General features: G+C 70.7%; 17 protein-coding genes. 8 read left to right on the top strand and 9 right to left on the bottom strand.

Annotation, left to right across the window (positions count from 1 at the left end; genetic code table 11):
* Positions 1 to 91: 91 nt before the first annotated feature.
* Together ACZ66S_RS17290 and ACZ66S_RS17285 are read right to left on the bottom strand one after the other, a co-directional pair.
* The gene (locus ACZ66S_RS17290) at positions 92 to 619 is read right to left on the bottom strand and encodes an isochorismatase family protein (RefSeq protein WP_469902359.1); all 528 of its coding nucleotides are present in this window, start codon (positions 617 to 619) and stop codon (positions 92 to 94) included.
* A gap of 19 nt (positions 620 to 638) precedes the next feature.
* Positions 639 to 1,076: a MarR family winged helix-turn-helix transcriptional regulator gene (locus tag ACZ66S_RS17285; protein WP_469902358.1), complete on the bottom strand. Its 438-nt coding sequence runs from the start codon at positions 1,074 to 1,076 to the stop codon at positions 639 to 641.
* An 88-nt stretch (positions 1,077 to 1,164) separates the two neighbouring features.
* Between ACZ66S_RS17285 and ACZ66S_RS17280 the strand changes: the two genes are divergently transcribed.
* From ACZ66S_RS17280 to ACZ66S_RS17270, 3 genes are all read left to right on the top strand, one after another.
* Entirely contained in the window at positions 1,165 to 2,082 is a 918-nt protein-coding gene (locus ACZ66S_RS17280) for a quinone oxidoreductase family protein (protein ID WP_469902357.1), read from the top strand.
* Between the two features lie 122 nt (positions 2,083 to 2,204).
* The gene (locus tag ACZ66S_RS17275; RefSeq protein ID WP_469902356.1) at positions 2,205 to 4,076 is read left to right on the top strand and encodes an exo-alpha-sialidase; all 1,872 of its coding nucleotides are present in this window, start codon (positions 2,205 to 2,207) and stop codon (positions 4,074 to 4,076) included.
* An 11-nt stretch (positions 4,077 to 4,087) separates the two neighbouring features.
* A complete protein-coding gene (locus tag ACZ66S_RS17270; RefSeq protein WP_469902355.1) occupies positions 4,088 to 5,314 on the top strand; it encodes a DUF4185 domain-containing protein in 1,227 nt (408 codons plus the stop codon).
* Here ACZ66S_RS17270 and ACZ66S_RS17265 read toward each other — a convergent pair.
* Entirely contained in the window at positions 5,250 to 6,275 is a 1,026-nt protein-coding gene (locus ACZ66S_RS17265; RefSeq protein WP_469902413.1) for a bile acid:sodium symporter family protein, read from the bottom strand. The genes ACZ66S_RS17270 and ACZ66S_RS17265 overlap by 65 nt on opposite strands.
* Positions 6,276 to 6,457: 182 nt before the next feature.
* Between ACZ66S_RS17265 and ACZ66S_RS17260 the strand changes: the two genes are divergently transcribed.
* Together ACZ66S_RS17260 and ACZ66S_RS17255 are read left to right on the top strand one after the other, a co-directional pair.
* On the top strand, positions 6,458 to 7,321 hold the full coding sequence (locus tag ACZ66S_RS17260) for a LysR substrate-binding domain-containing protein (RefSeq protein WP_469902354.1): 864 nt from the start codon (positions 6,458 to 6,460) through the stop codon (positions 7,319 to 7,321).
* A gap of 324 nt (positions 7,322 to 7,645) precedes the next feature.
* The gene (locus ACZ66S_RS17255; RefSeq protein ID WP_469902353.1) at positions 7,646 to 9,472 is read left to right on the top strand and encodes an AMP-dependent synthetase/ligase; all 1,827 of its coding nucleotides are present in this window, start codon (positions 7,646 to 7,648) and stop codon (positions 9,470 to 9,472) included.
* A gap of 8 nt (positions 9,473 to 9,480) precedes the next feature.
* Here ACZ66S_RS17255 and ACZ66S_RS17250 read toward each other — a convergent pair whose 3' ends face one another.
* A complete protein-coding gene (locus ACZ66S_RS17250; RefSeq protein ID WP_469902352.1) occupies positions 9,481 to 10,269 on the bottom strand; it encodes a heparin lyase I family protein in 789 nt (262 codons plus the stop codon).
* A gap of 200 nt (positions 10,270 to 10,469) precedes the next feature.
* Between ACZ66S_RS17250 and ACZ66S_RS17245 the strand changes: the two genes are divergently transcribed.
* A complete protein-coding gene (locus tag ACZ66S_RS17245) occupies positions 10,470 to 11,306 on the top strand; it encodes an aldo/keto reductase (RefSeq protein ID WP_469902351.1) in 837 nt (278 codons plus the stop codon).
* A 120-nt stretch (positions 11,307 to 11,426) separates the two neighbouring features.
* Here ACZ66S_RS17245 and ACZ66S_RS17240 read toward each other — a convergent pair whose 3' ends face one another.
* The 4 genes from ACZ66S_RS17240 to ACZ66S_RS17225 form a co-directional block, all read right to left on the bottom strand.
* Positions 11,427 to 12,128 carry an SDR family oxidoreductase gene (locus ACZ66S_RS17240; RefSeq protein WP_469902350.1) on the bottom strand — a complete coding sequence of 234 codons (702 nt, stop codon included), beginning with the start codon at positions 12,126 to 12,128 and terminating at the stop codon, positions 11,427 to 11,429.
* Between the two features lie 106 nt (positions 12,129 to 12,234).
* Entirely contained in the window at positions 12,235 to 13,137 is a 903-nt protein-coding gene (locus ACZ66S_RS17235) for a class I SAM-dependent methyltransferase (RefSeq protein WP_469902349.1), read from the bottom strand.
* Positions 13,138 to 13,406: 269 nt separating this feature from the next.
* Positions 13,407 to 15,119 carry a glycoside hydrolase family 6 protein gene (locus ACZ66S_RS17230; protein ID WP_469902348.1) on the bottom strand — a complete coding sequence of 571 codons (1,713 nt, stop codon included), beginning with the start codon at positions 15,117 to 15,119 and terminating at the stop codon, positions 13,407 to 13,409.
* Between the two features lie 90 nt (positions 15,120 to 15,209).
* On the bottom strand, positions 15,210 to 15,893 hold the full coding sequence (locus ACZ66S_RS17225; RefSeq protein ID WP_469902347.1) for a cellulose binding domain-containing protein: 684 nt from the start codon (positions 15,891 to 15,893) through the stop codon (positions 15,210 to 15,212).
* A gap of 252 nt (positions 15,894 to 16,145) precedes the next feature.
* Here ACZ66S_RS17225 and ACZ66S_RS17220 point away from each other — a divergent pair, with 252 nt between their 5' ends.
* Both ACZ66S_RS17220 and ACZ66S_RS17215 read left to right on the top strand, forming a co-directional pair.
* Positions 16,146 to 19,061 carry a glycoside hydrolase family 48 protein gene (locus ACZ66S_RS17220; protein WP_469902346.1) on the top strand — a complete coding sequence of 972 codons (2,916 nt, stop codon included), beginning with the start codon at positions 16,146 to 16,148 and terminating at the stop codon, positions 19,059 to 19,061.
* 294 nt (positions 19,062 to 19,355) lie between these two features.
* Positions 19,356 to 22,019 (top strand): cellulose binding domain-containing protein, encoded by a 2,664-nt coding sequence (locus ACZ66S_RS17215; RefSeq protein WP_469902345.1) that lies wholly within the window; start codon positions 19,356 to 19,358, stop codon positions 22,017 to 22,019.
* A gap of 60 nt (positions 22,020 to 22,079) precedes the next feature.
* Here ACZ66S_RS17215 and ACZ66S_RS17210 read toward each other — a convergent pair whose 3' ends face one another.
* On the bottom strand, positions 22,080 to 23,951 hold the full coding sequence (locus ACZ66S_RS17210) for a rhamnogalacturonan lyase (protein WP_469902344.1): 1,872 nt from the start codon (positions 23,949 to 23,951) through the stop codon (positions 22,080 to 22,082).
* Between the last annotated feature and the right edge of the window lie 40 nt (positions 23,952 to 23,991).

Here is a 23,991-nt window from a genome sequence, read left to right as displayed (position 1 = left end):
GGAACGCCGGGAGCACCGGGAACACCAGGCAGACCGGGAGCACCAAGAAGACCGGGAGCACCGAAAGGGAACGCTCCCGGCACCCGAGCGATCACCCCGCCACGAACCGCACCTGATCAGCCGTCACCACCGTGCCGAGCCGCGGGAAGTCGAGCCGGGTCGAGGCGTCGTGCTCGGCGGCGGTGAAGGCCGCCATGGTGTCCTCCACGAAGACGAGGTCGTAGCCGAGGTCGAGGGCGGCGCGGGCGGTGGACTCGACGCCGAGGTTGGTGGCGATGCCGCCGAACACCAGCGTGGTGACGCCGAGTTGCCGCAGCCGTGCGTCGAGGTCCGTGCCCTGGAAGGCGCCGATGGTCCGCTTCACGATCTCGATGTCGCCCCGGCGGGCGAGGCCGGCGGTCAGCCCGCTGCCGGGCGGCTGGTCGGCGACGCCGGGCCGTTCGACGCGCACGAGGACCACGGGCGCGCCGGCCGCGCGGAAGGCGTTCGCCAACTCCTGGGCGGCGCCGAGGACTTCGGTGCCTTTGCGGGGTTCCAGGGGCAGCGCGACGATCCGGTCCATCAGATCGACGAGTACGAGGGCGCTGCGTGCGGGATCGAGCGCGAGGGGTCCGGTCATGACGGAACGTTATCCGCCATCAGCCCTCCGTGCCGGAGATCCGGATCAACAGGTCCGTGAACTGGGCGCGTTCGGCCGGGGTCAGGGGGGCGAGCAGGTCGTCGTTGGCCCGGCGGGCGACCTTCTCGCAGCGCTTCAGCAGTCGTGAGCCCTCGTCCGTGAGGGACACCGCGTTCTTGCGGCGGTCCGCGGGGTCGGGGGCGCGCAGGACGAGTCCGGCGGACTGGAGGTCGTTGAGGATGCCGACCAGGTCCTTGGGGTCGAGGCCCACCGCTCGGCCGAGGTCGGCCTGGGCGACGGGGGCGAGGTCGCGGACGGCGGAGAGCACCACGTGGTGCCACATCCTCATGCCCTCGGCGGCCAGCGCCGCGGCCACCAGGGACCGTCCCCGGGCGGCGGCACGGCCGAGGAGCCAACTGGGGAGGGAGCGGATCGCGGGCAGGGGTGCTTCGGCCATGCGGTCAGCCTAGCCACTGTTCGTTGGACTTCCCAACGACCGAGCGATTATCGTTGGGAACCCCAATGAATCCACGGGAGGCCGGTCGATGCGTCGCGTCCGTTACGAGTCCACGGGTGGACCGCTGTTCCTGGAGGAGGTGCCGGTCCCCGAGCCGGGTCCGGGCGAACTCCTCGTGCGCTGCGAGGCGGTCGGGGTGACGCTTCCCGTGGTGCGCAAGGTGACCGAGGCCGCGGAGCCGGTGCCGCTCGGCGGCGAGCTCGCCGGCGAGGTGGTGTCCGTGGGCGCGGGGGTCACCCGCTTCCGTCCCGGCGAGCGGGTGACGGGGTTGTGCTTCGGCCACGGCTACGCCGACTTCGCGCCGCTCCACGAGGCGATGGCCTCCCCGGTCCCCGACGGCGCCTCGGCGGTCGACGCGGTCACCCTGGTGCGGAGCGGGCTGGTCGCGCTGGGCGCCCTGGAGGCGGCGCGCCCCGAGCCGGGAGAGACGGCACTGATCACCGCGGCGGCGAGCGGGGTCGGCCACCTCGCCGTGCAGCTCGCCCGCATCCGGGGCGCCTCCCGGGTGGTAGGGGCGGTCTCCGACCCGGCCAAGACGGACTTCGTGCGCTCGCTCGGCGCCGACGCCACCGCCCTCTACGGGGACGCCTGTTGGGGGGATCCCGTCGACTACGTGCTCGACGCGGTAGGCGGCGAGCTGCTCACCCCGGCACTGGCCGCCCTGGTCCCGGGCGGGCGGCTGGTGGCGTACAGCTCGGGCGGCGGGACGATCCGGGCGTACGACCTCCTCGTCGGCGCCAAGTCCGTGACGGGCTTCCAGATGGCGCGGATCGCCCGGGAGCGGCCGGAGTTGTACGAGCGGTGGCGGCAGGAGCTGTGGCGTCTGTTCCTGGCCGGCGCCCTTCGGCCCGCCGTGCACGGGCAGTTCGCCCTGGAGGACGCGGCGAAGGCGCACGAGGCGATCGAGTCGCGGCGCAACCTGGGCAAGGTCGTACTCCATCCGTGACGGACACGCGCGGGGTTCTTGTGGGGCGCGGGGTGCACAACTACCCTCCGTGATCGGAACGTCACATTTCCGGATGTTCGGACGACTGACCCGGATGTACGGACACCACTGAAAGGGCGCCCGTGCCGTCGAGCCGCGCACGTCTGAGATCCCCCCTGACCGCCCTTCCCGCCGCCGGCGCCCTGCTCGCCCTCCTCGCCCTGCCGGGCCCCGCACACGCCCAACCCCGTTCCGCCGCGGCGGAGTTCGAGCAGCAGATCCTCTTCAAGGCGGACCGGGACCCCGGATACGCCTGCTTCCGCATCCCGGCGATCGTCCGGACCACCGCGGGCACCCTTCTCGCGTTCGCCGAGGGACGGGTCCTCAACTGCGGGGACGCCACCGACATCGACATCGTCCTGAAGCGGTCCACCGACGGCGGCCGCACCTGGGGCCCCCTCCAGGTGGTCGACGAGGGAGCGGGCGACACCCACGGCAACCCGGCCCCGGTGGTGGACCGCGGGACGGGCCGCATCCTGCTGGCGGAGACGTACAACACGGGCCGTGACGACAGCGGGAACTGCCGGATGCCCTGCGACCGCACCCCGCACCTCCGTCACAGCGACGACGACGGCCGCACCTGGTCCGCGCCCCGCGATCTGAGCGCCGAGATCCTGCCCCCGGGGCGAAGCTCCTGGTACGCCACCGGTCCCGTGCACGGCATCCAGCTCAGCCGCGGTCCGCACGCCGGGCGGCTGGTGTTCGGGGTCAACTCCGAGACGTGGGACGGCGGCCGGGTCAGCGCCAACCACGCGGCGCTGGCGGTGAGCGACGACGGCGGCGAGCACTGGCGGGTGGGCGCCACCGACTCCTGGCCGGTCGCGGCCGACGGCACCTTCCGGCAGAAACCGTCCGAGGTCACGGTCGCCGAGCGCGCCGACGGCTCGGTCCTCGTCAGCGGCCGCGAACAGGACGGCACCGACCTCGGTCACCGCACCCAGGCCGTCAGCCGCGACGGCGGCGACAGCTTCACCGCCCCCTTCCGGACCCTCCCTGACCTCCCCGCGCCCCAGGTCCAGTGCGCCGGCCTGGACTTCGGCGGGCGTCTGCTGCTGTCCTGCCCGGCCGACCCGGACCGCCGCCGCACGATGACGATCCGCTCCTCCTACGACGGCGGCCGCACCTGGGACACCCCCGACCGGGCCACCGCCGTCACCACGGACTGGTCCGGCTACTCCGACATGGCCCCGGCCGACGAGGACACGGTGGGCCTGCTGTACGAGGCCGGGACCGCCGACGCGCGCGACGAGATCCGCTTCGCCCGCATCCCCGGGGACCGGCTGGCACCGCGCCGCGCCCCCGACCCGACCACCCCGGACCGCGCTCCCCTCGCGCCGCCCGCGGCCGTGCTGGGCGGCGCCCGGGAGACGGCCGGGATCGTCGGCGGCGCGCTGGAGTTCGACGGCGCCGACGACGCCGTACGACTGCCGTACCGCCAGGAACTCCCGCTCGGGGCGGGTGACTTCACCGTGTCCCTGTGGTTCCGGTCCACGGCCGTGTCCGGGGAGCAGCCGCTGTTGTGGATGGGCGGTGTCGGGGAGAGGCAGCCGCAGGTCTGGCTGCGCGGGGAGCCGGCGGGCGGCCTGGTGCGCGGGCTGATCACCGTGCGCGAGGGCGCGACGGCCGTGCGGACGGTGTCGGTGAGCGCCAAGGGCGCGTTCGGCGACGGGCGGTGGCATCACCTGGTCCTGCGCCGGGGCGCCGGCCGGCTCACGCTCGTCGCCGACGGCAGGGCGGTCGGCGCACCGGACGTGCCGGGCTCGGTCAGCCGCAACGCGCCCTTCGGGGTGCACCTCGGGCAGCGCGTGGACGGCCGGGCCCGCCTCTCCGGCGCGCTCGACGAGGTCCGGGTGTGGCGCCGGGCCCTCACCGACGCGGAGATCGCCGGCGGGAACGCCGGGCCGTCGGACACCGTCCTGTGGCTGCCCATGGACCGGGTGGACGACAGCCGCTAACGTCGCGACCCGTGCCCGAGGACGCACGAGCACGACAGCGAACCGGCACCGGCGTCGGCCTGCTGCTGGCGCTGGTGCTCGGAGCCGTGCTGCTCACCGCCCTCCCCGACGGCGGCGGGCGGGACGCCGACTGCACACCGCTCACCGTCGGCTCCTGGTCGGCCGACGACCGTCTCACCGGCGAGTTCGCCCGCTACGGCGACGACGGCGCCCGCGGTGACGACTGGACCGGCGGCGACGGCACCCACTCGGTGCGGCTGCCCGACGGGCGGCTGCTGTGGCTGTTCTCCGACACCTACCTCGGCCAGGTGTACGCCCCGCCCAACCCGCTCGGCGAGTCGCACGCCTGGCGCGACACCACCGCTCCCCTGGTGCGCAACTCGGCGGTGCTGATGCGCGACGGCCGCCTGGAGAGCACCCTCCCGGCGCCCCTGTTCCCCGATCCCGGCCCGAACCAGTGGCGCTGGCCGGTCGCGGCCCGCGTGGAACCCCGGAGCCCCGGCTCGGACGAACAGGTCGTCCGGGTGCTGCTGTGGGTGCGGACGGCGGGCCCGTCCCCCTGGATCTACGGCGTGCCGACCGCCACCGAGGTCGCCACGCTCTCGCTGCCCGGCCTGCGGGTCGAGTCGATCACGCAGGTCCTCGACCAGCAGCGGGTCGAGGACCCGTCCCGGCGGGTGCTGTTCGGCACCACGCTGGTCGAGGACGGTGGGTGGACGTACGTCTTCGGCGGCGACGACGGCCGGGCCGCCTCCCGGGCCGCGTCCTCGGCGTACGTGGCCCGGGTCCCTGAGGGCGGGCTCGCCGAGCCGGGGGCCTGGGAGTACTGGGACGGCTCGGAGTGGACGACCGGTGCCCGGCCGCGCCCGGTGCTCGGGGACGGGCGGCGCACCGGGGTGGGCAGCGCCTTCTCCGTCGTACGGCGGGAGGGGACGTATGTGCTGTTCACCATGGCCGCGGGGGCGAGGGGGCTGGCGGCCGTGACCTCGTACTGGGCCTGCTCCCCCACCGGGCCGTGGCACGGTCCGGAGAAGGACTTCACCCCGTCCCTGCCCTCCGGTCAGGTGGCCGCCTACAACCCGCAGGCGCACCTCGAACTGAGTGGCGGGGGGCGGCTGGTGCTCAGTTACGACGTCAACTGGCTGGCGACGACGGACCTCGCCGCGGCCCAGCTCAACCGGAACGTGTCGCTGTACCGACCGCGGTTCGTGACGCTGCGCCTGACCCGCGCGCGTTGACCTGCCGGGCCTCCTCCGCGACGGGGTCGTGCGAGCGGCGCTTGGCGATCACCGCGCAGACCATCAACTGCATCTGGTGGAAGAGCATGAGCGGCAGCACGGCGAGCGAGGCGTGCGCGCCGAACAGGACGCTGGCCATGGGGAGTCCGGAGGCGAGGGACTTCTTGGAGCCGGCGAACTGGATCGCGATGCGGTCCTCGCGGCCGAAGCGCAGCGCCTTGGCGCCGTACCAGGTCAGGGTGAGCATCAGGGCGAGCAGGACGGCCTCGACGATCATGAGTCCGCCGAGCCTGAGCGGGCTGACCTGGTGCCAGATGCCCTGGACCATGCCCTCGCTGAACGCGGTGTAGACGACCAGCAGGATCGATCCGCGGTCGACGAGGCCGAGGATCTTCTTGTGGCGGGTGATGAAGCCGCCGATCCAGCGGCGCGTCAACTGGCCCGCCACGAACGGCACGAGCAGTTGCAGCACGATTTCCAGGAGCGAGTCCGCCGAGAACCCGCCGCCGCTGCTGCCGAGCAGGGCGGCCGCAAGGAGCGGGGTGATGACGATGCCGACCAGGGAGGAGAAGGAGCCGGCGCAGATCGCCGCGGGGACGTTGCCGCGGGCGATCGAGGTGAAGGCGATCGAGGACTGGATGGTGGAGGGGACCAGGGTGAGGAAGAGCAGGCCCTGGTAGAGCGGGTCGGTCAGGAAGACCGGGACGAGTCCCCGGGCGGCCAGGCCCAGCAGCGGGAAGATCACGAACGTACAGGCGAGGACCGTGACATGGAGCCGCCAGTGCCTGAGGCCGTCCAGCGCCTCGCGGGTGGACAGGCGGGCGCCGTAGAGGAAGAAGAGGAAGGCGATCGCCGCCGTGGAGGCTCCGGAGGCCACGTCCGCGGAGGTCCCGCGCGCCGGTACGAGGGCCGCGAGGCCCACCGTGCCGAGCAGCAACAGGATGTACGGGTCGACCGGCATCCAGGCCGGCCACTTGAGGCGCTTCACGGTGCTCCACTTGCTCGTGTTCGACGGCGGTACGGGGTCATGGCGGACACCTCCCTCAGGTCGGAGGGTCCCCCTCCATCGTCCTCCCTCACCCCTTGATCGGGAATCCCGCATACCACTCTGACTGTCATCACGTTCCGCGATAACGTGAGGCCATGTACGACCCGTCGCAGTTGCGCACCTTCCTGGCGGTGGCTCAGACCCTGAGCTTCACGCAGGCCGCCCGGCGGCTGGGGCTGCGCCAGTCGACCGTGAGCCAGCACGTGCGGCGGCTGGAGGAGGCCGCGGGGCGGCAGCTCTTCAGCAGGGACACCCACTCGGTGGAGCTGACGGAGGACGGCGAGGCGATGCTGGGCTTCGCCCGGCGGATCCTGGAGGTGCACGACCAGGCGACGGCGTTCTTCACGGGTACGCGCCTGCGCGGGCGGCTGCGGTTCGGGGCCTCGGAGGACTTCGTGCTCACCCGGCTGCCGGAGATCCTCGAGGGCTTCCGCTACGACCATCCCGAAGTGGACCTGGAGCTGACGGTCGAACTGTCGGGCACCCTGCACGAGCACCTGGCCGCCGGGAAGCTGGACCTCGTGCTCGCCAAGCGGCGGCCCGAGGACCCCCGCGGGGAGCTGGTGTGGCACGACCGGCTGGTGTGGATCGGTGCGGAGCGGCTCCGCCCAGACGCGGACCGTCCGGTGCCGCTGATCGTCTATCCGCCGCCTGGGATCACCCGGACGCTGGCGCTGGAGGCCCTGGAGCGGCAGGGGCGGGAGTGGCGGATCGTGTGCACCAGCGGGAGCCTGAACGGTCTGATCGCCGCGGCGCGGGCCGGACTGGGGGTGATGGCGCACTCCCGGGGGCTGGTGCCGCCCGGGCTGGTGGAGGTGCCCGACCGGTTCGGGCTGCCGGAGCTCGGGCGGGTGGACTTCGTACTGGTGCACGGACGCCGCCGCACGGCCGCCCAGGGCGCGGCCGACGCCCTCGCCGCCGCGATCCTGACCGGCGGCGACCGCCTCCACCGCCGCTGAGACGCACCCCGGGGCAGAAGTGACGGATTCGGGGCCGCCGACGCTGAGGGAAAAGAGGACGCCACCTCGTGGACAACCGTTTCACCAGGGGGGCGAGCCGTCGTCGGGTCGTACAGATTCGGTGGAGATTACGGCGCGGAAACTTACTCAACCGTCAGTTTTCTGTCCGACCCTTCCCCATGTGAGGGTATTTTCCGGTACTGACCTGGCCATACGTGAGCACCCCTCGGCTTCGACCCCCCTCCCGCCCGATGTCAGGGTGGGGTAGCTTTCACGGCGCTGTGCGGAGCTTCACTGAGCGCCAGGGAGAGCGGGGAGCGGGGTTTGCGCGAGTTCACCAACCCTCCGTTGGCGTTGGCACCCCCCGTGGGCGGACTGGCCGACGTCGTCTTCGAGCATGCCCAGAACGACCCCGTGCACATCGCCCTCGGCCGCAAGGACGAGAACGGCCGGTGGCGGGACGTGACCTCCGCGGAGTTCCGCGACGAGGTCATGGCCCTTGCCAAGGGATTGCTTGCCCAGGGCATCCGCTTCGGTGACCGCGTCGCGCTCATGTCGCGCACCCGCTACGAGTGGACGCTCTTCGACTTCGCCCTGTGGACGATCGGCGCGCAGGTGGTGCCCGTCTACCCGACCTCCTCCGCCGAGCAGTGCTTCTGGGCGCTGTACGACGCCGAGTGCACGGCCGCGATCGTGGAGCACGAGGACCACGCGATGACCATCGCCACGGTCATCGACCGGCTGCCGCGACTGCACCGGCTCTGGCAGCTCGACTCCGGCGCGGTGCAGGAGCTGTACGACGCCGGCGCCGCCATCGAGGACGAGGTCGTGCACCGCCACCGCCAGGCGGTCACCCCGGACTCGGTCGCGACGATCATCTACACCTCGGGCACCACCGGCCGCCCCAAGGGCTGTGTGATCACCCACGGCAACTTCATGTACGAGGCGGACACCGTCATCGAGCGCTGGGAGCCGGTGTTCCACTCCAAGAAGGGCGACGAGGCGGCGACCCTGCTGTTCCTGCCGCTCGCGCACGTCTTCGGCCGGATGGTCCAGGTCGCGGCGATCCGCGGCAGGGTCCGCTTCGGCCACCAGCCGCAGATGAACGCGGCCGCCCTGCTCCCGGACCTCGCCGCGTTCAAGCCGACCTTCTTCCTCGGGGTGCCGTACATCTTCGAGAAGGTGTTCAACGCCTCCCGCCGCAAGGCCGAGAAGGAGGGCAAGGCGGGGCCGTTCGAGAAGGCCGTGGACGTGGCCGTGAAGTACGCGGACGCCATGGAGGCCAAGGACTGGGGCATCGGTCCCGGCCCGTCGGCGGGGCTGCGGATGCAGCACCAGCTCTTCGACAAGCTCGTCTACTCCAAGATGCGGGCGGCGATGGGCGGCCGCATCAGACACGCCATGACCGGCGGTTCGGCCATGGACCGCAAGCTGGGGCTGTTCTTCGCCGGCGCGGGCGTGCACATCTACGAGGGGTACGGCCTCACCGAGTCGACGGCGGCCGCCACCGCCAACCCGCCCGAGCGCACCCGGTACGGCACGGTCGGCCAGCCCATCCCGGGCATGACCGTGCACATCGCGGACGACGGCGAGGTCTGGCTGTACGGCGCCAACGTCTTCCAGGGCTACCTCAACAACGACAAGGCCACCGACGAGACCCTGCACGACGGCTGGCTCGCCACCGGCGACCTCGGCTACCTCGACGAGGACGGCTACCTCACCATCACCGGCCGCAAGAAGGAGATCCTCGTCACCTCCGGCGGCAAGAGCGTCTCCCCCGGTGTGCTGGAGGAGCGGGTGCGCGACCATCCGCTGGTCTCGCAGTGCATCGTCGTGGGCAACGACCGGCCCTACGTCGCCGCTCTCGTCACCCTCGACCAGGAGGCCGTGGAGCACTGGCTGGGGATGCGGGACAAGCCCCGGATGTCCCCGGCCCAGCTCGTGCGCGACGCCGACCTGGAGACCGAGGTGCGGCGCGCGGTGGTCGCCGCCAACACCCTGGTCTCGCAGGCCGAGTCGATCCGCACCTTCCGTATCCTCGCCCAGCCCTTCACCGAGGAGCACGGGCTGCTGACGCCGTCGCTCAAGCTCAAGCGCAAGGCGATCGAGACGGCGTACGCCAACGAGGTCGAGGCGCTGTACCGGGCCTGAGCCGCGTCTCACACGAGCTGGTAGCCGCGCAGGCCGGTCAGCAGGAGATAGGTGTCCTGGAGGGACCCGGAGGTGTCGCCGAGCGAGCGGTAGATGCCCCACTTCGGGCGCACCCGGTCCGCCAGGAAGGTGTCGACCCCGGTCTTCGAGGCGTCGACCACCGTGGCGCCGCCCGACTTGAGGATCCAGCGGACCGAACCCGCCGAGCCGTTGCCCACCTTGATCTGGAAGTCCACGTCGGTCCACCTGTCGTGCAGCGGGTCCAGGGCGGTACGGCCCACCAGGGTGTCGCTGTCGAACAGCTTCAGTTCGATGGTCTGGGCCCCGTTCACCCGGCGCAGGGACTGCACGACGATCGGCGAGGTGCCGGTGCCCGGCTGCTTCATCTGCATGATGTGGGTGAAGCTGGTGGTCGCCTTCAGCGAGCTGGGGATGTACATCGAGTAGGTGAGCCGCCAGGTCTGGCCCTCGGTCCACCGGAGGTAGCTGCTGCCGCTCGTGCGCAGCCCGGTGACCTCCTGGCGCTGGCGGTCGGTCGAGGTGTCGCGGTCGGCCATGTGCATGTTGAAGCGCCAGTTGTTGCCGGTGGCGTAGATGTGGGGCTGTCCGCCGGGGTGCGAGTCGGCGCGGTCGTCCTCGACGGTCTCGAAGGCGCCGAGTCCGTCGCCGCTCGCGGTCGGCGCCCACTTCTGCTGCCAGGAGGCGGCGTGCGCGGCCGTGGCGGTGGGCAGACCGGCCGCCGCTCCCGCTGCGCCGGCGAGGGCGGCGCCCAGCAGAGCCCTTCTGGATGTGCTCATGACAAACATCACCTCACAGATCGGCGTTCACATTCGTGTATGTCGTTCAGCGACACAATCCAGAGTCGCCGCAGGGCAGTTGGCGGTCAATGGTCCGAACCAAAGAGAACCGACGGATTCCTGCGTCAGGAATGCATCACGGCTCGTGATCGTTGACGATGGGAGAATCACCTGACGACAACCGTAAGGATCAAGAGCTCGTGAGCAGCAAGGTCCCCCCGATCATCCTCAACAACGGCGTCGAGATGCCGCAGCTCGGTTTCGGCGTCTGGCAGGTGCCGGACGACGAGGCGGAACGCGCCGTCGCCACCGCGCTCGAGGCCGGGTACCGCAGCATCGACACAGCGGCGATCTACGGCAATGAAGTGGGCACCGGAAAGGCCATCGCCTCCTCCGGAGTGGCCCGTGAGGACATCTTCGTCACCACCAAGCTCTGGAACGGCGACCAGGGCTACGACTCGACCCTGCGCGCCTTCGACACCTCGCTGGACAAGCTCGGCCTGGACTACGTGGACCTGTACCTGATCCACTGGCCCGTGCCCTCGCGCGACCTGTACGTCGACACCTACAAGGCGTTCGAGAAGCTGCACGCGGACGGCCGGATCCGGGCCGTCGGCGTCTCCAACTTCGAACCCGAGCACCTGGAGCGGCTGATCGCCGAGACGTCCGTCGTCCCGGCCGTCGACCAGATCGAGCTGCACCCGCACCTCCAGCAGCAGGCCGCCCGCGAGTACCACGCGGAGCAGGGCATCGCGACCGAGGCCTGGTCGCCGCTCGGCTCCGGCAAGGGCCTCCTTGAGGTCCCGGCCGTCGTCGCCATCGCCCAGAAGCACGACCGCACCCCGGCCCAGGTCGTGCTGCGCTGGCACCTCCAGCTCGGCAACGTGGTCATCCCGAAGTCCGTGACCCCGTCCCGGATCAAGGAGAACATCGAGGTCTTCGACTTCAGCCTGGACGACGAGGACCTGGCGGCGATCAGGGCGCTCAACGAGGACCGGCGCCTCGGCCCGGACCCGAAGACGTTCAACGCCGCCTGACGGCACGGCGTTTCGGCCGGCGGCGGGACCCTGGAAGAGGGTCCCGCCGCCGGCCGGCGTGTGTCCGGCCCCAGCCGGTCGAATCTCCGTAGGCCCCGTACGCCCCGTACGCCCCGCGGGTCAGACGGGTTGCCCGATCGGCCGTACGACCACGGTGTTGATGTCGACGCCCTCCGGCTGCCGTACGGCCCACACGACCGAGTCGGCGATCTGGTCGGCGGTGAGCAGGTGGCCCGGCGGCAGGCTGCCGTAGCTGTCCCAGAACGGCGTCTCCGTCCGGCCGGGGGCGATCAGGGTGACGCCGACGCCGAACTCGGTGACCTCACGGCGGGCGTTCTCGGCGAGCCCGGTCACCGCCCACTTCGTCGCCCCGTAGATGTTGCCGGGCCCGTGGACGAACCCGGCGACGCTGCCGACCAGGACGATCCGGCCCCGGGTCTCCTTGAGCGCGTCGATGGAGGCGCGGATGAGGAGGGCGGGGCCGAGCACGTTGGTCAGCACCATCTCGGACCAGCCGGCCGGGTCTCCCGCGGCCACGGTGTCATGGGTGGCGAAGCCGGCGTTGGCCACCACGGTGTCCAGCCGGCCGAACTCCTTGAGCGTGCCGTCGACGGCGGCCCTGACGTCGCCGTACTCGGCCGCGTTGGCGACGAACGTCAACAGCCCCTCGGGGTGGCCCAGTTCCTCGGCGAAGGCACGCAGCCGCGGCTCACCCCGGCCGGTGACGGCCACCCGGTGCCCCGCGTCGAGCAGTTGCCGCGCGACCGCGGCCCCGATACCACTGCCGCCGCCGGTGATGAGCGCGACCGGTGCGTCGGACATGGCTTCCCCCTGTGTGTTGTGCGTCAACTCCTGGACGCCGGGGAGTACATCAGTTGAAGCGTTCTCGAAGTCAAGTGCCTGCGCGCAAGCCGACGCTGTCCCCTGGTCAGCCGGTCCGTACCGCCGTGTGCACCGTGTGCACCGCCAGCAGGAACACATCCGTCCGCCGGTGCACGCTCGCCGTGTCCTCGGGGTCGAGCAGCCGGTCGAGGGTGGTGCGGTCGTCCGCGTCCAGGTGGTCGCCGAAGACGTCCCGCAACCGCCCCAGCGACGCGGCGACGTAGGCGCGGGCCCGGTCGGTCGTCGGTGCCGGAAGGTCCAGCATGAAGCTGCGTGTCCCGGTGTGCCGCAGCCCGGCGGAGGCCATCAGCGCGGGCCAGTCCTCGACCTCCGACACGGAGTCGGGCAGGTCCGCGCGCATCTGGGCGAACCACTCCTCCTCCAGCGCGTCGAGCCGGGCCTGGAGCCCGGGCCGTCCGATGCCGATGTCCCGGGGCAGGAAGCGGGCCGGGAGTCCGCCCTCCATCAACGCCAGCGTGCCGCCCCGCGCCAGCCGGGAGGCGAAGGCGGTGATTCCGGCGCGCTGGTCGCCCAGGTGGTGCAGGCTCCGGCTGACCCAGAGGAGGTCGACGGGGTAGTCCAAGTCATCGAGAACGCCGGGCAGTTCACCGGTCAGGGTGCCGAAGCGATCGGCGACCCCGAGCCGCCCGGCCCGGGCCCGGGCCCGCTCCAGCAGCGGCTCCGCCCCGTCGACCGCGACCACCCGGGCCCCCGGGAACGCCTCGGCGAGCAGACAGGACAGCACCCCGGGCCCACTGCCCGCGTCGACCACCAGCCCCGGCTCGGTCTGCTTGTGCCCGAGCCAAGCCAGCGCCCGCTCGTAGAGGGGGGTGAACAGTTCGGCCTGGGTCTCCAGGTGTTCGGCCATCCCGGACCAGTCGATGTCGGTGCCGTCGTGGTGATGGTGGCCACCGTGGACGTGACCGTGCTCGTCGTGTTCGTGCGCCATGGTGCCAGCCTCTCCTCGGGATGCGGCCAGCGTGCGCCGACGCACCGCGAGGGCGCCAGCGATGTTGCCACGACAGCAAGAAGCACGGCAAAGCGGACGCAAAGAAAGGGGGATGCGCCCCTGCTCGGCGGTGGAGCGCGCGATCCGCCCGGGGCCTGGCCGAGGAGAACCGACCAGACCCCGGGCGGTGTATCGCTTTCAGGGGCGCGGGGAACCGCGCGACCGGCCACTGCGGACCCGCGGCCGAAGTACCACCGCCCCCGTTCCGGCTAGAGCGCCGGGTACGCGTTCTTCATGAGCTCCTGGAACTGCGCGGAGAACCAGTGCCCGGACAGCGGAGCGTTCGGCAGCGCTCCGGACATGCTGTTGTTGTTCCGCGGGTTGCCGGTGTACGTCGGGTCGCACATCCGGTCGAAGCCCTTGCCCTCGTCGTTCGCGATCGCGGAGCTGGACCCGTCGGACTCACCCGGAGGCTTGATCCAGACGTAGGCGTCGATCCCGGCGGCCGGGCTGGCCTGCGGACGCTCACCGAGGCCGGCTCCCGCCTGGTTGCACCAGTTGCCGACGTGGATGCGCCGGTCGATGCGGCCGCCGTTGACGTACGTGTCGACGTCGGTCGTCGCGCCCGGGCCGGTCGGCCGTGCGGAGCCGCCCCAGCCGTTGCGGGACGTGTCGATCAGCATGCCGACACCCGAGGCGAAGCCCTGGTTCACGGCCTCCTGGCGGAAGGCCTGGGCGAAGGAGAGCTCGTCGGTGTAGCGGTTCCAGTCGACCCACTTCGACTCGCGCACCGACTTGCCGGCCACGGAGTCGTTGATGGTGAAGTACTGCTCCTTCAGCGCGCTGTAGTTGGCGGTGTTGGTGATGAAGCCCTGCACGTCGTTGACCGTGGCGCCCTCGGCGGTGGCCGCCTGCTTGATCATCTGGACGCTGGTCGAGAAGTTGTCGTCCCAGCCGATCCAGCCGTGGTGTCCGGCGTCCACGTAGTTGTAGACGTTGGGAGCGTCACCGAGCTTGTTCAGGGCGTATCCGACGCCCTTGATGTAGTTGCCGTTGGCCTTCATCGTGTCGCAGTTGGCGGTGGCGGTGGCCCGCGGCGTGACGTTGGTGACGAGGTTGGGCAGGGAGTCGATCTCGATCGTGTTGACGATCCGCAGCGACGCGTACTTGGGGTCGGCGAGGATCGCGGCGATCGGGTCGATGTACTGCGTCTTGTACTTGTCGATCTCCGTGGGGCCGAGCTCGCCGTTGGAGGCGAGTGCCGCGCAGTCACGGCCGGGCAGGTTGTAGATGACGAGCTGGACGACGAGCTCGCCGCTGCCCTTCTGCTCCAGCGCCTTGTCGAGGTGGGCGCGCAGGCCCATCCCGCCGTTGACGCCGTTGATCGCCGCGATGCGGTCCAGCCACACACCGGTGGGCTGGTTCGAGATCCGGGTGCCGCCCGGCTCGGCGGCGGCCTTCGCGGACCACTCGGGGTTCACGTACACCTTGGCGCCGGCGTACGGGTTGTCGACCTTGGTGCTGCCCCCGGGGTCCGGCGGATCGGTCGGGCCGCTGCCGCCGTCGTCGACGTTGCAGGTCACCCCGTCGAGGGTGAACGTGGCCGGTACGGCGTTACTGCCGCTGTAGGAGCCCTGGAAGCCGAAGCTGGCCGAACCGCCGGTGGCGAGCGTGCCGTTGTAGCTCTCGTTGCCGGCGGTGACGGCTGTTCCGCTCTGGCTGATCTTGGCGTTCCAGCCGCTGGTGACCTTCTGGTTCCCGGCGTACGACCACTTCAGCGACCAACTCGACTTGGCGGCGCTGTTGTTGGTGATCGTGACAGCGGCGGTGAAGCCGGTGTCCCACTGGTTCTGCACCTTGTAGTCCACGGTGCAGGGGACGGCGGCGATTCCTGCGTCCCCGGGGGTCACGGCGAGCGCGGTCCCGGAGGCACCGGCGACGAGCGCCAGGGCAGCGAGGAGCGCTGTTCTCGTACGACTCATGAGTGCGGGTTTCCTTCTCGTTCGCGGGAGTTGTCCGTTGAGCGGGTGCTTCCGTTGAGCGGGTGTTGTCCATTCAGGGCGCGCAGAGGGTCACGCAGCCCTGTGCCGAACGCTGTGGGTGTGCCGTCGTGGCTGCTGATCACAGACGGCGGCGAGATGGCCCGCCGGTACGTCAGCCATGGCTGAGGTCGTTCGCGCAGCGATGCCGCCGGCCGGGATCAGGTGGGTGGCGCCGGTGCCCCGGACGCTGTCGACCAGGTTCTGCACGCCCGGGCAGGTGGCGCGGTCCGGGTAGGGCTCGGCCCCCGATGCCCGGAAGGAGGGCGCGTACTGCATGTCGGGCATCGGCTTCCGGCAGCTCGCTCGCCACCGGACCGGCGAACCCGAAACAGCCGGTGGCTCCGGTGCGGGCGTGGGTCCGACGCCCGTGGTGCGGGGGGCGCCGTTGAGCCTGAACGAGGTCGGTACGGCGTTGCTCCCTGACCGGGACGCGATGAATCCGGTGCTGACGCTCGACCATCGCGCGTTCCGGCCCTGGATGAGTTCCTGGCCGCCCGCGCAGTCGAAGGTGGACCTCCGACTACGCACGCCGGCCGTGTTGTTGGTGACGCGCACGGAACCCTGGAAGCCGCTGTCCCACTGACCGGTGACGGTGTAATGCACCGAGCAGGCAGGGGCGGCGGCGGACGCCGTGACCACCGGAACCGTCAGGGACCCTACGAGGGCGACCGCGCCGGCGACGGCTAAAAGTACTGAACGCGGGGGGTGTCGCATGAGCGACTCCTTGCAGATCAGCGCGCCGTGACGGACGCGTCGCCTGATGGAATCGCTCCCACTGGTGCCAAGGAAGGTAGCGCCAAGTGACGGCAAAGAACAGAGGGTTCACTTGACTTTTCCGAAGCCCCGTTCGTCGAATCTTTTCGACTCTTCAAGCACCTTGACCCCTTGAACGCACGTCTCCACTATGGGAGCGCTCCCACTGGTTCAAGCCTTGACTTCTCCGAGCCGCACAAGGAGGAACCAGCAATGCCCCCCACCAGGAGACGCCGGTCCGTCCGGCGATTGTGGACCGCTGTCGTGGCGGCCATGGCACTGCCGTTCGCGATGCTGAGTGCGGCTTCAACTCCCGCACAAGCAGCGGCAGTTCAGTGCAGTGTCGACTACAAGACCAACGACTGGGGCTCCGGTTTCACCGCGGATCTCACGATCACCAACCGCGGCACGGACGCCATCAACGGCTGGACCCTGACGTACGGCTACACGGGCAACCAGAAGCTGAGCAACGGCTGGAACGGCACCTGGAGCCAGTCCGGGCAGACGGTCACGGTCAACAGCGCCACGTACAACGCGAACATCGCCGCGGGTGCCGCCGTCTCCACCGGGGCGCAGTTCACCTACAGCGGCAGCAATACCGCCCCCACCAACTTCGCGGTCAACGGCACCAGTTGCACCGGCGCGCACCAGCCGCCGATCACCGTGCTGACCAGCCCGGCCGCGGGCGCGGTCTACACCCAGGGCACCGCGGTGCCGCTCGCCGCGACGGCCGCCGCGGCGGACGGCGCGACGATCAGCAAGGTGGAGTTCTACGACAACACCACCCTGCTCGGCACCGACACGACCTCGCCGTACTCGCTCTCGGCCTCAAGCTTGACCGTGGGCAGTCATTCCCTGCTCGCGAAGGCCTACGACAGCCTGGGCGCGTCCGCCGAGTCCACGCCGGTCGGCATCACGGTCGCCTCGGGTCCGGCCGTCGTCGCCTCGGCCACCCAACTGGCCGTCCAGCAGGGCAGGACGGGCACGTACACCGTGAAGCTGTCGACACAGCCCTCGGCCAACGTGACGGTCACGACCGCCCGCACCAGCGGCAACTCAGGGCTGTCGGTGACCGGTGGGGCCTCACTGACCTTCACCCCGTCGAACTGGAACACCGCGCAGACGGTCACCATCACCGGCAACGCCTCCGGCACCGGCGCGGCGACCTTCGAGTCGACGGCGACCGGCCACGCCAAGGCCTCGGTGAACGTCACCCAGATCGCGGCGACGGGCACGTACAACGCCCGCTTCCTGGATCTGTACGGCAAGATCACCAACCCGGCGAACGGCTACTTCTCCCCCGAGGGCATCCCCTACCACTCGGTGGAGACGCTGATCGTCGAGGCGCCGGACCACGGTCACGAGACCACCTCGGAGGCGTACAGCTACCTCCTGTGGCTCCAGGCCATGTACGGCAAGGTCACCGGCGACTGGTCCAAGTTCAACGGCGCCTGGGACATCATGGAGAAGTACATGATCCCCACGCACGCCGACCAGCCGACCAACTCCTTCTACAACGCCTCCAAGCCGGCCACCTACGCGCCCGAGCTGGACACCCCGAACGAGTACCCGGCGAAGCTGGACTCCTCGGTGCCGGTGGGTTCGGACCCGATCGCGGGCGAGCTGAAGAGCGCGTACGGCACGGACGACATCTACGGCATGCACTGGCTGCAGGACGTCGACAACGTCTACGGCTACGGCAACTCGCCCGGCAAGTGCGAGGCGGGACCGGCGGACACCGGACCGTCGTACATCAACACCTTCCAGCGCGGCGCGCAGGAGTCGGTGTGGGAGACGGTGCCGCAGCCGACCTGCGACCAGTTCAAGTACGGCGGCAAGAACGGCTACCTGGACCTGTTCACCGGTGACGCCTCCTACGCCAAGCAGTGGAAGTTCACCAACGCCCCGGACGCCGACGCGCGTGCCGTGCAGGCCGCGTACTGGGCCGACAAGTGGGCGACGGAGCAGGGCAAGGGCTCCGATGTCTCGGCGACCGTGGGCAAGGCCGCCAAGATGGGCGACTACCTGCGCTACGCCATGTACGACAAGTACTTCAAGAAGATCGGCAACTGTGTCGGTCCGTCCGCCTGCGCGGCCGGCACCGGCAAGGACGCCTCGATGTACCTGCTGTCCTGGTACTACGCCTGGGGCGGCGCCACCGACACCTCGGCGGGCTGGGCCTGGCGCATCGGTTCCAGTCACGCGCACGGCGGCTACCAGAACCCGATGGCCGCGTACGCGCTGAGCTCCTACGCCGACCTGAAGCCCAAGTCGGCCACGGGCGCGGCGGACTGGAACACCTCGCTCACCCGCCAGCTCGAGTTCTACCGCTGGCTCCAGTCCGACGAGGGCGCCATCGCGGGCGGTGCGACGAACAGTTGGGCGGGCCGTTACGCGACTCCCCCGGCCGGGAAGTCGACGTTCTACGGCATGTACTACGACGAGGCGCCCGTCTACCACGACCCGCCGTCCAACCAGTGGTTCGGCTTCCAGGCGTGGTCGATGGAGCGGGTGGCCGAGTACTACCAGCAGACGGGGAACGCGCAGGCCAAGGCGGTCCTCGACAAGTGGGTCAAGTGGGCGCTGTCCAAGACCACGATCAACCCGGACGGCACCTACCGCATCCCCTCGACCCTCCAGTGGTCGGGTCAGCCCGACACCTGGAGCGCCTCAAGTCCGGGCGCCAACAGCGGACTTCACGTCACCGTCGCCGACTACACCAACGACGTCGGCGTGGCCGCCGCGTACGCCAAGACCCTGACGTACTACGCGGACCGCAGCGGTGACACCCAGGCGGCCGCCACGGCCAAGTCCCTGCTGGACGGCATGTGGAACAACTACCAGGACGCGCTGGGCATCGCCGTCCCCGAGAACCGGGCGGACTACAACCGGTTCGACGACGCGGTGTACGTCCCGAGCGGCTGGACCGGGACCATGCCGAACGGCGACGCCATCAACTCCTCGTCCACCTTCGAGTCGATCCGGTCGTTCTACGAGGACGACCCGGCCTGGTCGAAGATCGAGGCGTACCTGGCGGGCGGCGCGGTGCCGTCGTTCACGTACCACCGGTTCTGGGCCCAGGCGGACATCGCCCTGGCCATGGGTTCGTACGCGGAGCTTCTGGAATAGCCCCCGCCGGGCGCTCCGCGGGCCGGACGGTTGTCGACTGCGGGTCCATTGTGGCTGGTCGCGCCCGCGCGGCGGAGCCGCAAATGAACGCAGCCCCGCGCCCCTGAAGGGGGCACCGGGCACCGTTCCTCCTGCGGAGCCGCTCGAAGGCTCCGTGCACAGGCCCCGTCACCTGACGGCGGGGCCGACCGGCCGGGCGGCCCCCTCCCGCACTGGGGGTCGCCCGGCACCTCTCGCACCAGACGGAAAGCGCTTACCCCCCCCCCGCGACCCCCTTTCCGGAAAGGACCCCCCGTGCGAAGAACCCGCATCCTCACGGCCGTGCTCGCACTCGCGGCCGGGCTGCTCGCCGGCACCCCGCCCGCACTGGCGGCCGACGGCACCGCGAAGGTCTCGCTCGCCGCCGACACGTACACCTGGAAGAACGCCCGGATCGACGGCGGCGGCTTCGTGCCGGGCATCGTCTTCAACCGCAAGGAGAAGAACCTCGCGTACGCCCGCACGGACATCGGCGGCGCCTACCGCTGGCAGGAGTCCTCCCGGACCTGGACGCCGCTGCTCGACTCGGTCGGCTGGGACGACTGGGGGCACACGGGCGTGGTGAGCCTGGCCTCCGACTCCGTGGACCCGGACAAGGTGTACGCGGCCGTGGGGACGTACACCAACGACTGGGACCCGGGGAACGGCGCGGTCATGCGGTCCTCGAACCGGGGCACGAGCTGGCAGAGGACCGCCCTGCCCTTCAAGCTCGGCGGCAACATGCCGGGGCGGGGCATGGGCGAGCGGCTGGCGGTCGACCCGAACAGGAACAGCGTGCTGTACCTCGGGGCGCCGAGCGGCAAGGGGCTGTGGCGGTCCACGGACTCGGGCGTGAGCTGGTCGCAGGTGGCCGACTTCCCCAACGTCGGCAACTACCGGCAGGATCCGAGCGACACCAGCGGGTACGCCAGTGACAACCAGGGCGTCGTGTGGGTCACCTTCGACGAGCGGACGGGCTCGTCCGGGAGCGCGACGCAGTCGATCTACGTCGGGGTGGCGGACCTGCAGAACTCGGTGTACCGGTCGACGGACGGCGGCGCGACCTGGAGCCGGCTCGCCGGGCAGCCGACCGGATACCTGGCCCACAAGGGCGTCCTGGACGCGGTGAACGGATACCTGTATCTCACGTACAGCGACAAGGGCGGGCCGTACGACGGCGGCAAGGGCCAGGTGTGGCGGTACGCGACGGCGACCGGCACCTGGACGAACATCAGCCCGGTGGCGGAGGCCGACACCTACTACGGCTTCAGCGGTCTCACCGTGGACCGGCAGAAGCCCGGCACGGTCATGGCCACCGCCTACAGCTCCTGGTGGCCGGACACCCAGATCTTCCGCTCCACGGACAGCGGCGCGACCTGGACCAGGGCGTGGGACTACACGTCGTACCCCGACCGCGCGAACCGCTACACCATGGACGTGTCGTCGTCGCCCTGGCTGACCTGGGGCGCCAACCCGTCGCCGCCCGAGCAGTCGCCCAAACTCGGTTGGATGACCGAGTCGTTGGAGATCGACCCGTTCAACTCGAACCGCATGATGTACGGGACGGGGGCGACGGTCTACGGCACCGAGAACCTCACGAACTGGGACTCCGGCGGCCAGTTCACCATCAGGCCGATGGTGCAGGGCCTGGAGGAGACGGCCGTCAACGACCTGGCGTCGCCGCCCTCGGGCGCCCCGCTGCTGAGCGCGCTCGGTGACGTGGGCGGCTTCCGGCACACGGACCTCACCAAGGTCCCGTCGATGATGTTCACCTCGCCGAACTTCACCACGACCACCAGCCTGGACTTCGCCGAGACGAACCCGAACACGGTGGTGCGGGTCGGCAATCTGGACTCGGGGCCGCACATCGGCTTCTCGACGGACAACGGCGCCAACTGGTTCGCGGGCACCGACCCTTCGGGGGTGAGCGGGGGCGGGACGGTGGCCGCCGGCTCGGACGGCAGCCGGTTCGTGTGGAGCCCGGCCGGCACGGGCGTGCAGTACACGACGGGCTTCGGCTCGTCCTGGTCGGCGTCGAGCGGCATCCCGGCCGGGGCGGTCGTGGAGTCGGACCGGGTGGACGCGAAGACCTTCTACGGCTTCAAGTCCGGGAAGTTCTACGTGAGTACGGACGGCGGGGCCACGTTCACGGCGTCCGCGGCGACCGGGCTGCCCGCCGGGGACAGCGTGCGCTTCAAGGCGGTGCCCGGGGTGAAGGGCGACGTCTGGCTGGCCGGCGGGGCGAGCGACGGGGCGTACGGGCTGTGGCACTCGACGGACGGGGGCACGAGCTGGACGAAGCTCGCGAACGTCGACCAGGCCGACACGATCGGCTTCGGGAAGGCGGCGACGGGGGCGTCGTACCAGACGCTCTACACCAGCGCGAAGATCGGTGGCGTCCGGGGCATCTTCCGCTCCACGGACAAGGGCGCGAGCTGGACCCGGGTCAACGACGACGCCCACCAGTGGGGTTGGACCGGCGCGGCGATCACCGGTGACCCGCGGGTGTACGGCCGGGTGTACGTCTCGACCAACGGCCGGGGCGTGATCTACGGCGACACCTCCGACACGAGCGGTGGGGGCGGAGGCGGCACCGACCCGACGGACCCGACTCCGACGGGTGCCTGCACGGTCACCTACAAGATCACCAACCAGTGGTCGGGGGGCTTCCAGGCGGACGTCCAGATCGGCAACACCGGTACGGGGGCCTGGACCGGCTGGACCCTCAACTGGACCTTCCCCGACGGCCAGACGGTCGCCCAGGCCTGGAACGCCACGACCACCCAGTCGGGCACGACGGTCACCGCGAGAAACGTCGGCTGGAACGGGAGCGTGGCCGCGGGCTCCTCCGTGAGCTTCGGCTTCACGGGGAACTGGTCGGGCACGAACACGAGACCGACCGCCTTCAAACTGGGCGACCAGAACTGCACAGCGCTCTGAGCCGACCCGCGTGACGAGACCCCGCCCGGCAGCACCGGGCGGGGTCTCGTCACGTCCGGGTCAGGGGGTGTACACCGTCGGCCGAGGGGCCGTGGCCATGCCGTTGCCGAGGAAGAAGCTCGGGTGCGGGGGCTGGTTGTACGCGGTATTTTGCCAGGCCAGGCCCGTGCGGTACATCGTGTCGTGGAGCAGGGTCGTGATCTTCGTCGACGTCTCGATCGGGGTCGAGTAGATCCGCAGGGCCTTGTTGTCCGACGTGGGCCACACGACCTCCTCGCGCCAGTCGCCGAGGATGTCGCCGGACAGCGACGGGGTCGCCTTGGTGCCGTTGTTGGAGTGGACCGACGCCCCGGTCAGCAGACGGGTGTCCGAGGAGGTGCCGTACTTGTCGATGTGGGTGCCGTCGAGGAGTTCGCGGACCGTGTCGCCGTCCCACCAGGACAGGAAGTTCACCGAGGACGGCTCGCGGCCCTTGGTGGCACCGGCCTCGTCACGGATCGAGGTGTCGGAGGCCGACCAGACCTCGGCGCCGTCGTTGCCCGCCCAGACGTCCCCGGCCACGCCACGGCCGTTGTCGCAGCAGGCGGCCAGTTTCCAGTTCACCGTGCCGTTGGCCGGGTTGATGTACAGCTCGGCCGGCTGTGCCGTCGACTCGGAGACCTTGAAGTACTCCAGGCCCGCGTGCGAGGGGTCGAGGTCACCGAGGTGCTGGGCGTCGCCGTGGCCCGTCTTCGTGGTCCACAGTCCGTTGCCGTTGTCGTCCACGGCCATCGCCCCGTAGACGATCTCGTCCTTGCCGTCGTTGTCGACGTCCCCGACGGACAGGCTGTGCGAGCCCTGACCGTCGTAGCCCTTGCCGCTGTTGGTCGAGGAGTTGGTGTCGAAGGTCCAGCGGCGGGTGAAGGCACCGCCCCGCCAGTCCCAGGCCGCGATCACCGTACGAGTGTAGTAGCCGCGCGCCATGACGAGCGAGGGGCGCGCCCCGTCCAGGTACGCCGTGCCGGCGAGGAAGCGGTCGACCCGGTTGCCGTACGAGTCGCCCCACGACGACACCGTGCCTCGGCCGGGGACGTAGTCGACGCTCTGCATCGCCTTGCCCGTCTGGCCGTTGAACATCGTCAGGTACTCGGGTCCGGACAGGACGTAGCCGCTGGAGTTGCGGTGGTCGGCCGAGGAGCTGCCGATCACCGCGCCTGTGCCGTCGACCGTGCCGTCCGACGTCTTCACGGCGACCTCGGCCTTGCCGTCGCCGTCGTAGTCGTACGCCTGGAACTGGGTGTAGTGCGCGCCGGAGCGGATGTTGCGGCCCAGGTCGATGCGCCACAGCCGGGTGCCGTCGAGCCTGACCCCGTCGAGGATCGTGTTGCCGGTGTAGCCGGACTGGGAGTTGTCCTTGGCGTTGGTCGGCTGCCACTTGAGGACGAAGTCCAGGGCGCCGTCGCCGTCGAGGTCGGCCACGGACGCGTCGTTGGCCTCGTAGGTGTAGGCGACGCCGTCGGGGCTCGTGCCGCCGGCCGGCGGGCTGAGGGGCACGTCCTTGTAGCCGGCGCGGAACTGGACCGCGTGGACCGAGTCGGCCTGCTCGACACCGCCGACGACCGCGCGGACCGTGTAGTCGGCCTCGGCGGGCGCGCCGGAGTGGAAGTAGTTCGTGGAGCCGGTGACCGGCGTGGAGTTGACCTTGGTGCCGGCGCGGTAGACGTTGAAGGACACGTCGTTCGGGTCGGTGCCGAGCCAGCGCCAGCTCACCAGGTTGCCGCTGCTGGTGTGCACGCTGACGACGCCCCGGTCGAGCTTCTCGACCTGGCGGGCGGTGGCGGCCTCGGCGGAGCCGGGGCTCAGGACGGTGAGTCCCGCGGCCACGAGGGCGGTCGCGCCGGTGACCGCCGAGAGGAGGACGCGGCGTCTGCGGTGCGGGTGGGGGTGCTGCACGGGTGAACCTCCGAAGCAGTGGGGGACGGACGGGTTCCAT

Source organism: Streptomyces sp. NPDC107471 (assembly GCF_055582845.1).
Note: the sequence above shows the minus strand (reverse complement) of the source record. Positions and strands in the feature narration are given on the sequence as shown.

Coding starts and splice junctions, on each gene's coding strand:
- ACZ66S_RS17290 (WP_469902359.1), bottom strand. CDS start 619: ATGACCGGACCCCTCGCGCTCGATCCCGCACGCAGCGCCCTCGTACTC.
- ACZ66S_RS17285 (WP_469902358.1), bottom strand. CDS start 1,076: ATGGCCGAAGCACCCCTGCCCGCGATCCGCTCCCTCCCCAGTTGGCTC.
- ACZ66S_RS17280 (WP_469902357.1), top strand. CDS start 1,165: ATGCGTCGCGTCCGTTACGAGTCCACGGGTGGACCGCTGTTCCTGGAG.
- ACZ66S_RS17265 (WP_469902413.1), bottom strand. CDS start 6,275: ATGCCGGTCGACCCGTACATCCTGTTGCTGCTCGGCACGGTGGGCCTC.
- ACZ66S_RS17260 (WP_469902354.1), top strand. CDS start 6,458: ATGTACGACCCGTCGCAGTTGCGCACCTTCCTGGCGGTGGCTCAGACC.
- ACZ66S_RS17250 (WP_469902352.1), bottom strand. CDS start 10,269: ATGAGCACATCCAGAAGGGCTCTGCTGGGCGCCGCCCTCGCCGGCGCA.
- ACZ66S_RS17240 (WP_469902350.1), bottom strand. CDS start 12,128: ATGTCCGACGCACCGGTCGCGCTCATCACCGGCGGCGGCAGTGGTATC.
- ACZ66S_RS17235 (WP_469902349.1), bottom strand. CDS start 13,137: ATGGCGCACGAACACGACGAGCACGGTCACGTCCACGGTGGCCACCAT.
- ACZ66S_RS17230 (WP_469902348.1), bottom strand. CDS start 15,119: ATGAGTCGTACGAGAACAGCGCTCCTCGCTGCCCTGGCGCTCGTCGCC.
- ACZ66S_RS17225 (WP_469902347.1), bottom strand. CDS start 15,893: ATGCGACACCCCCCGCGTTCAGTACTTTTAGCCGTCGCCGGCGCGGTC.
- ACZ66S_RS17220 (WP_469902346.1), top strand. CDS start 16,146: ATGCCCCCCACCAGGAGACGCCGGTCCGTCCGGCGATTGTGGACCGCT.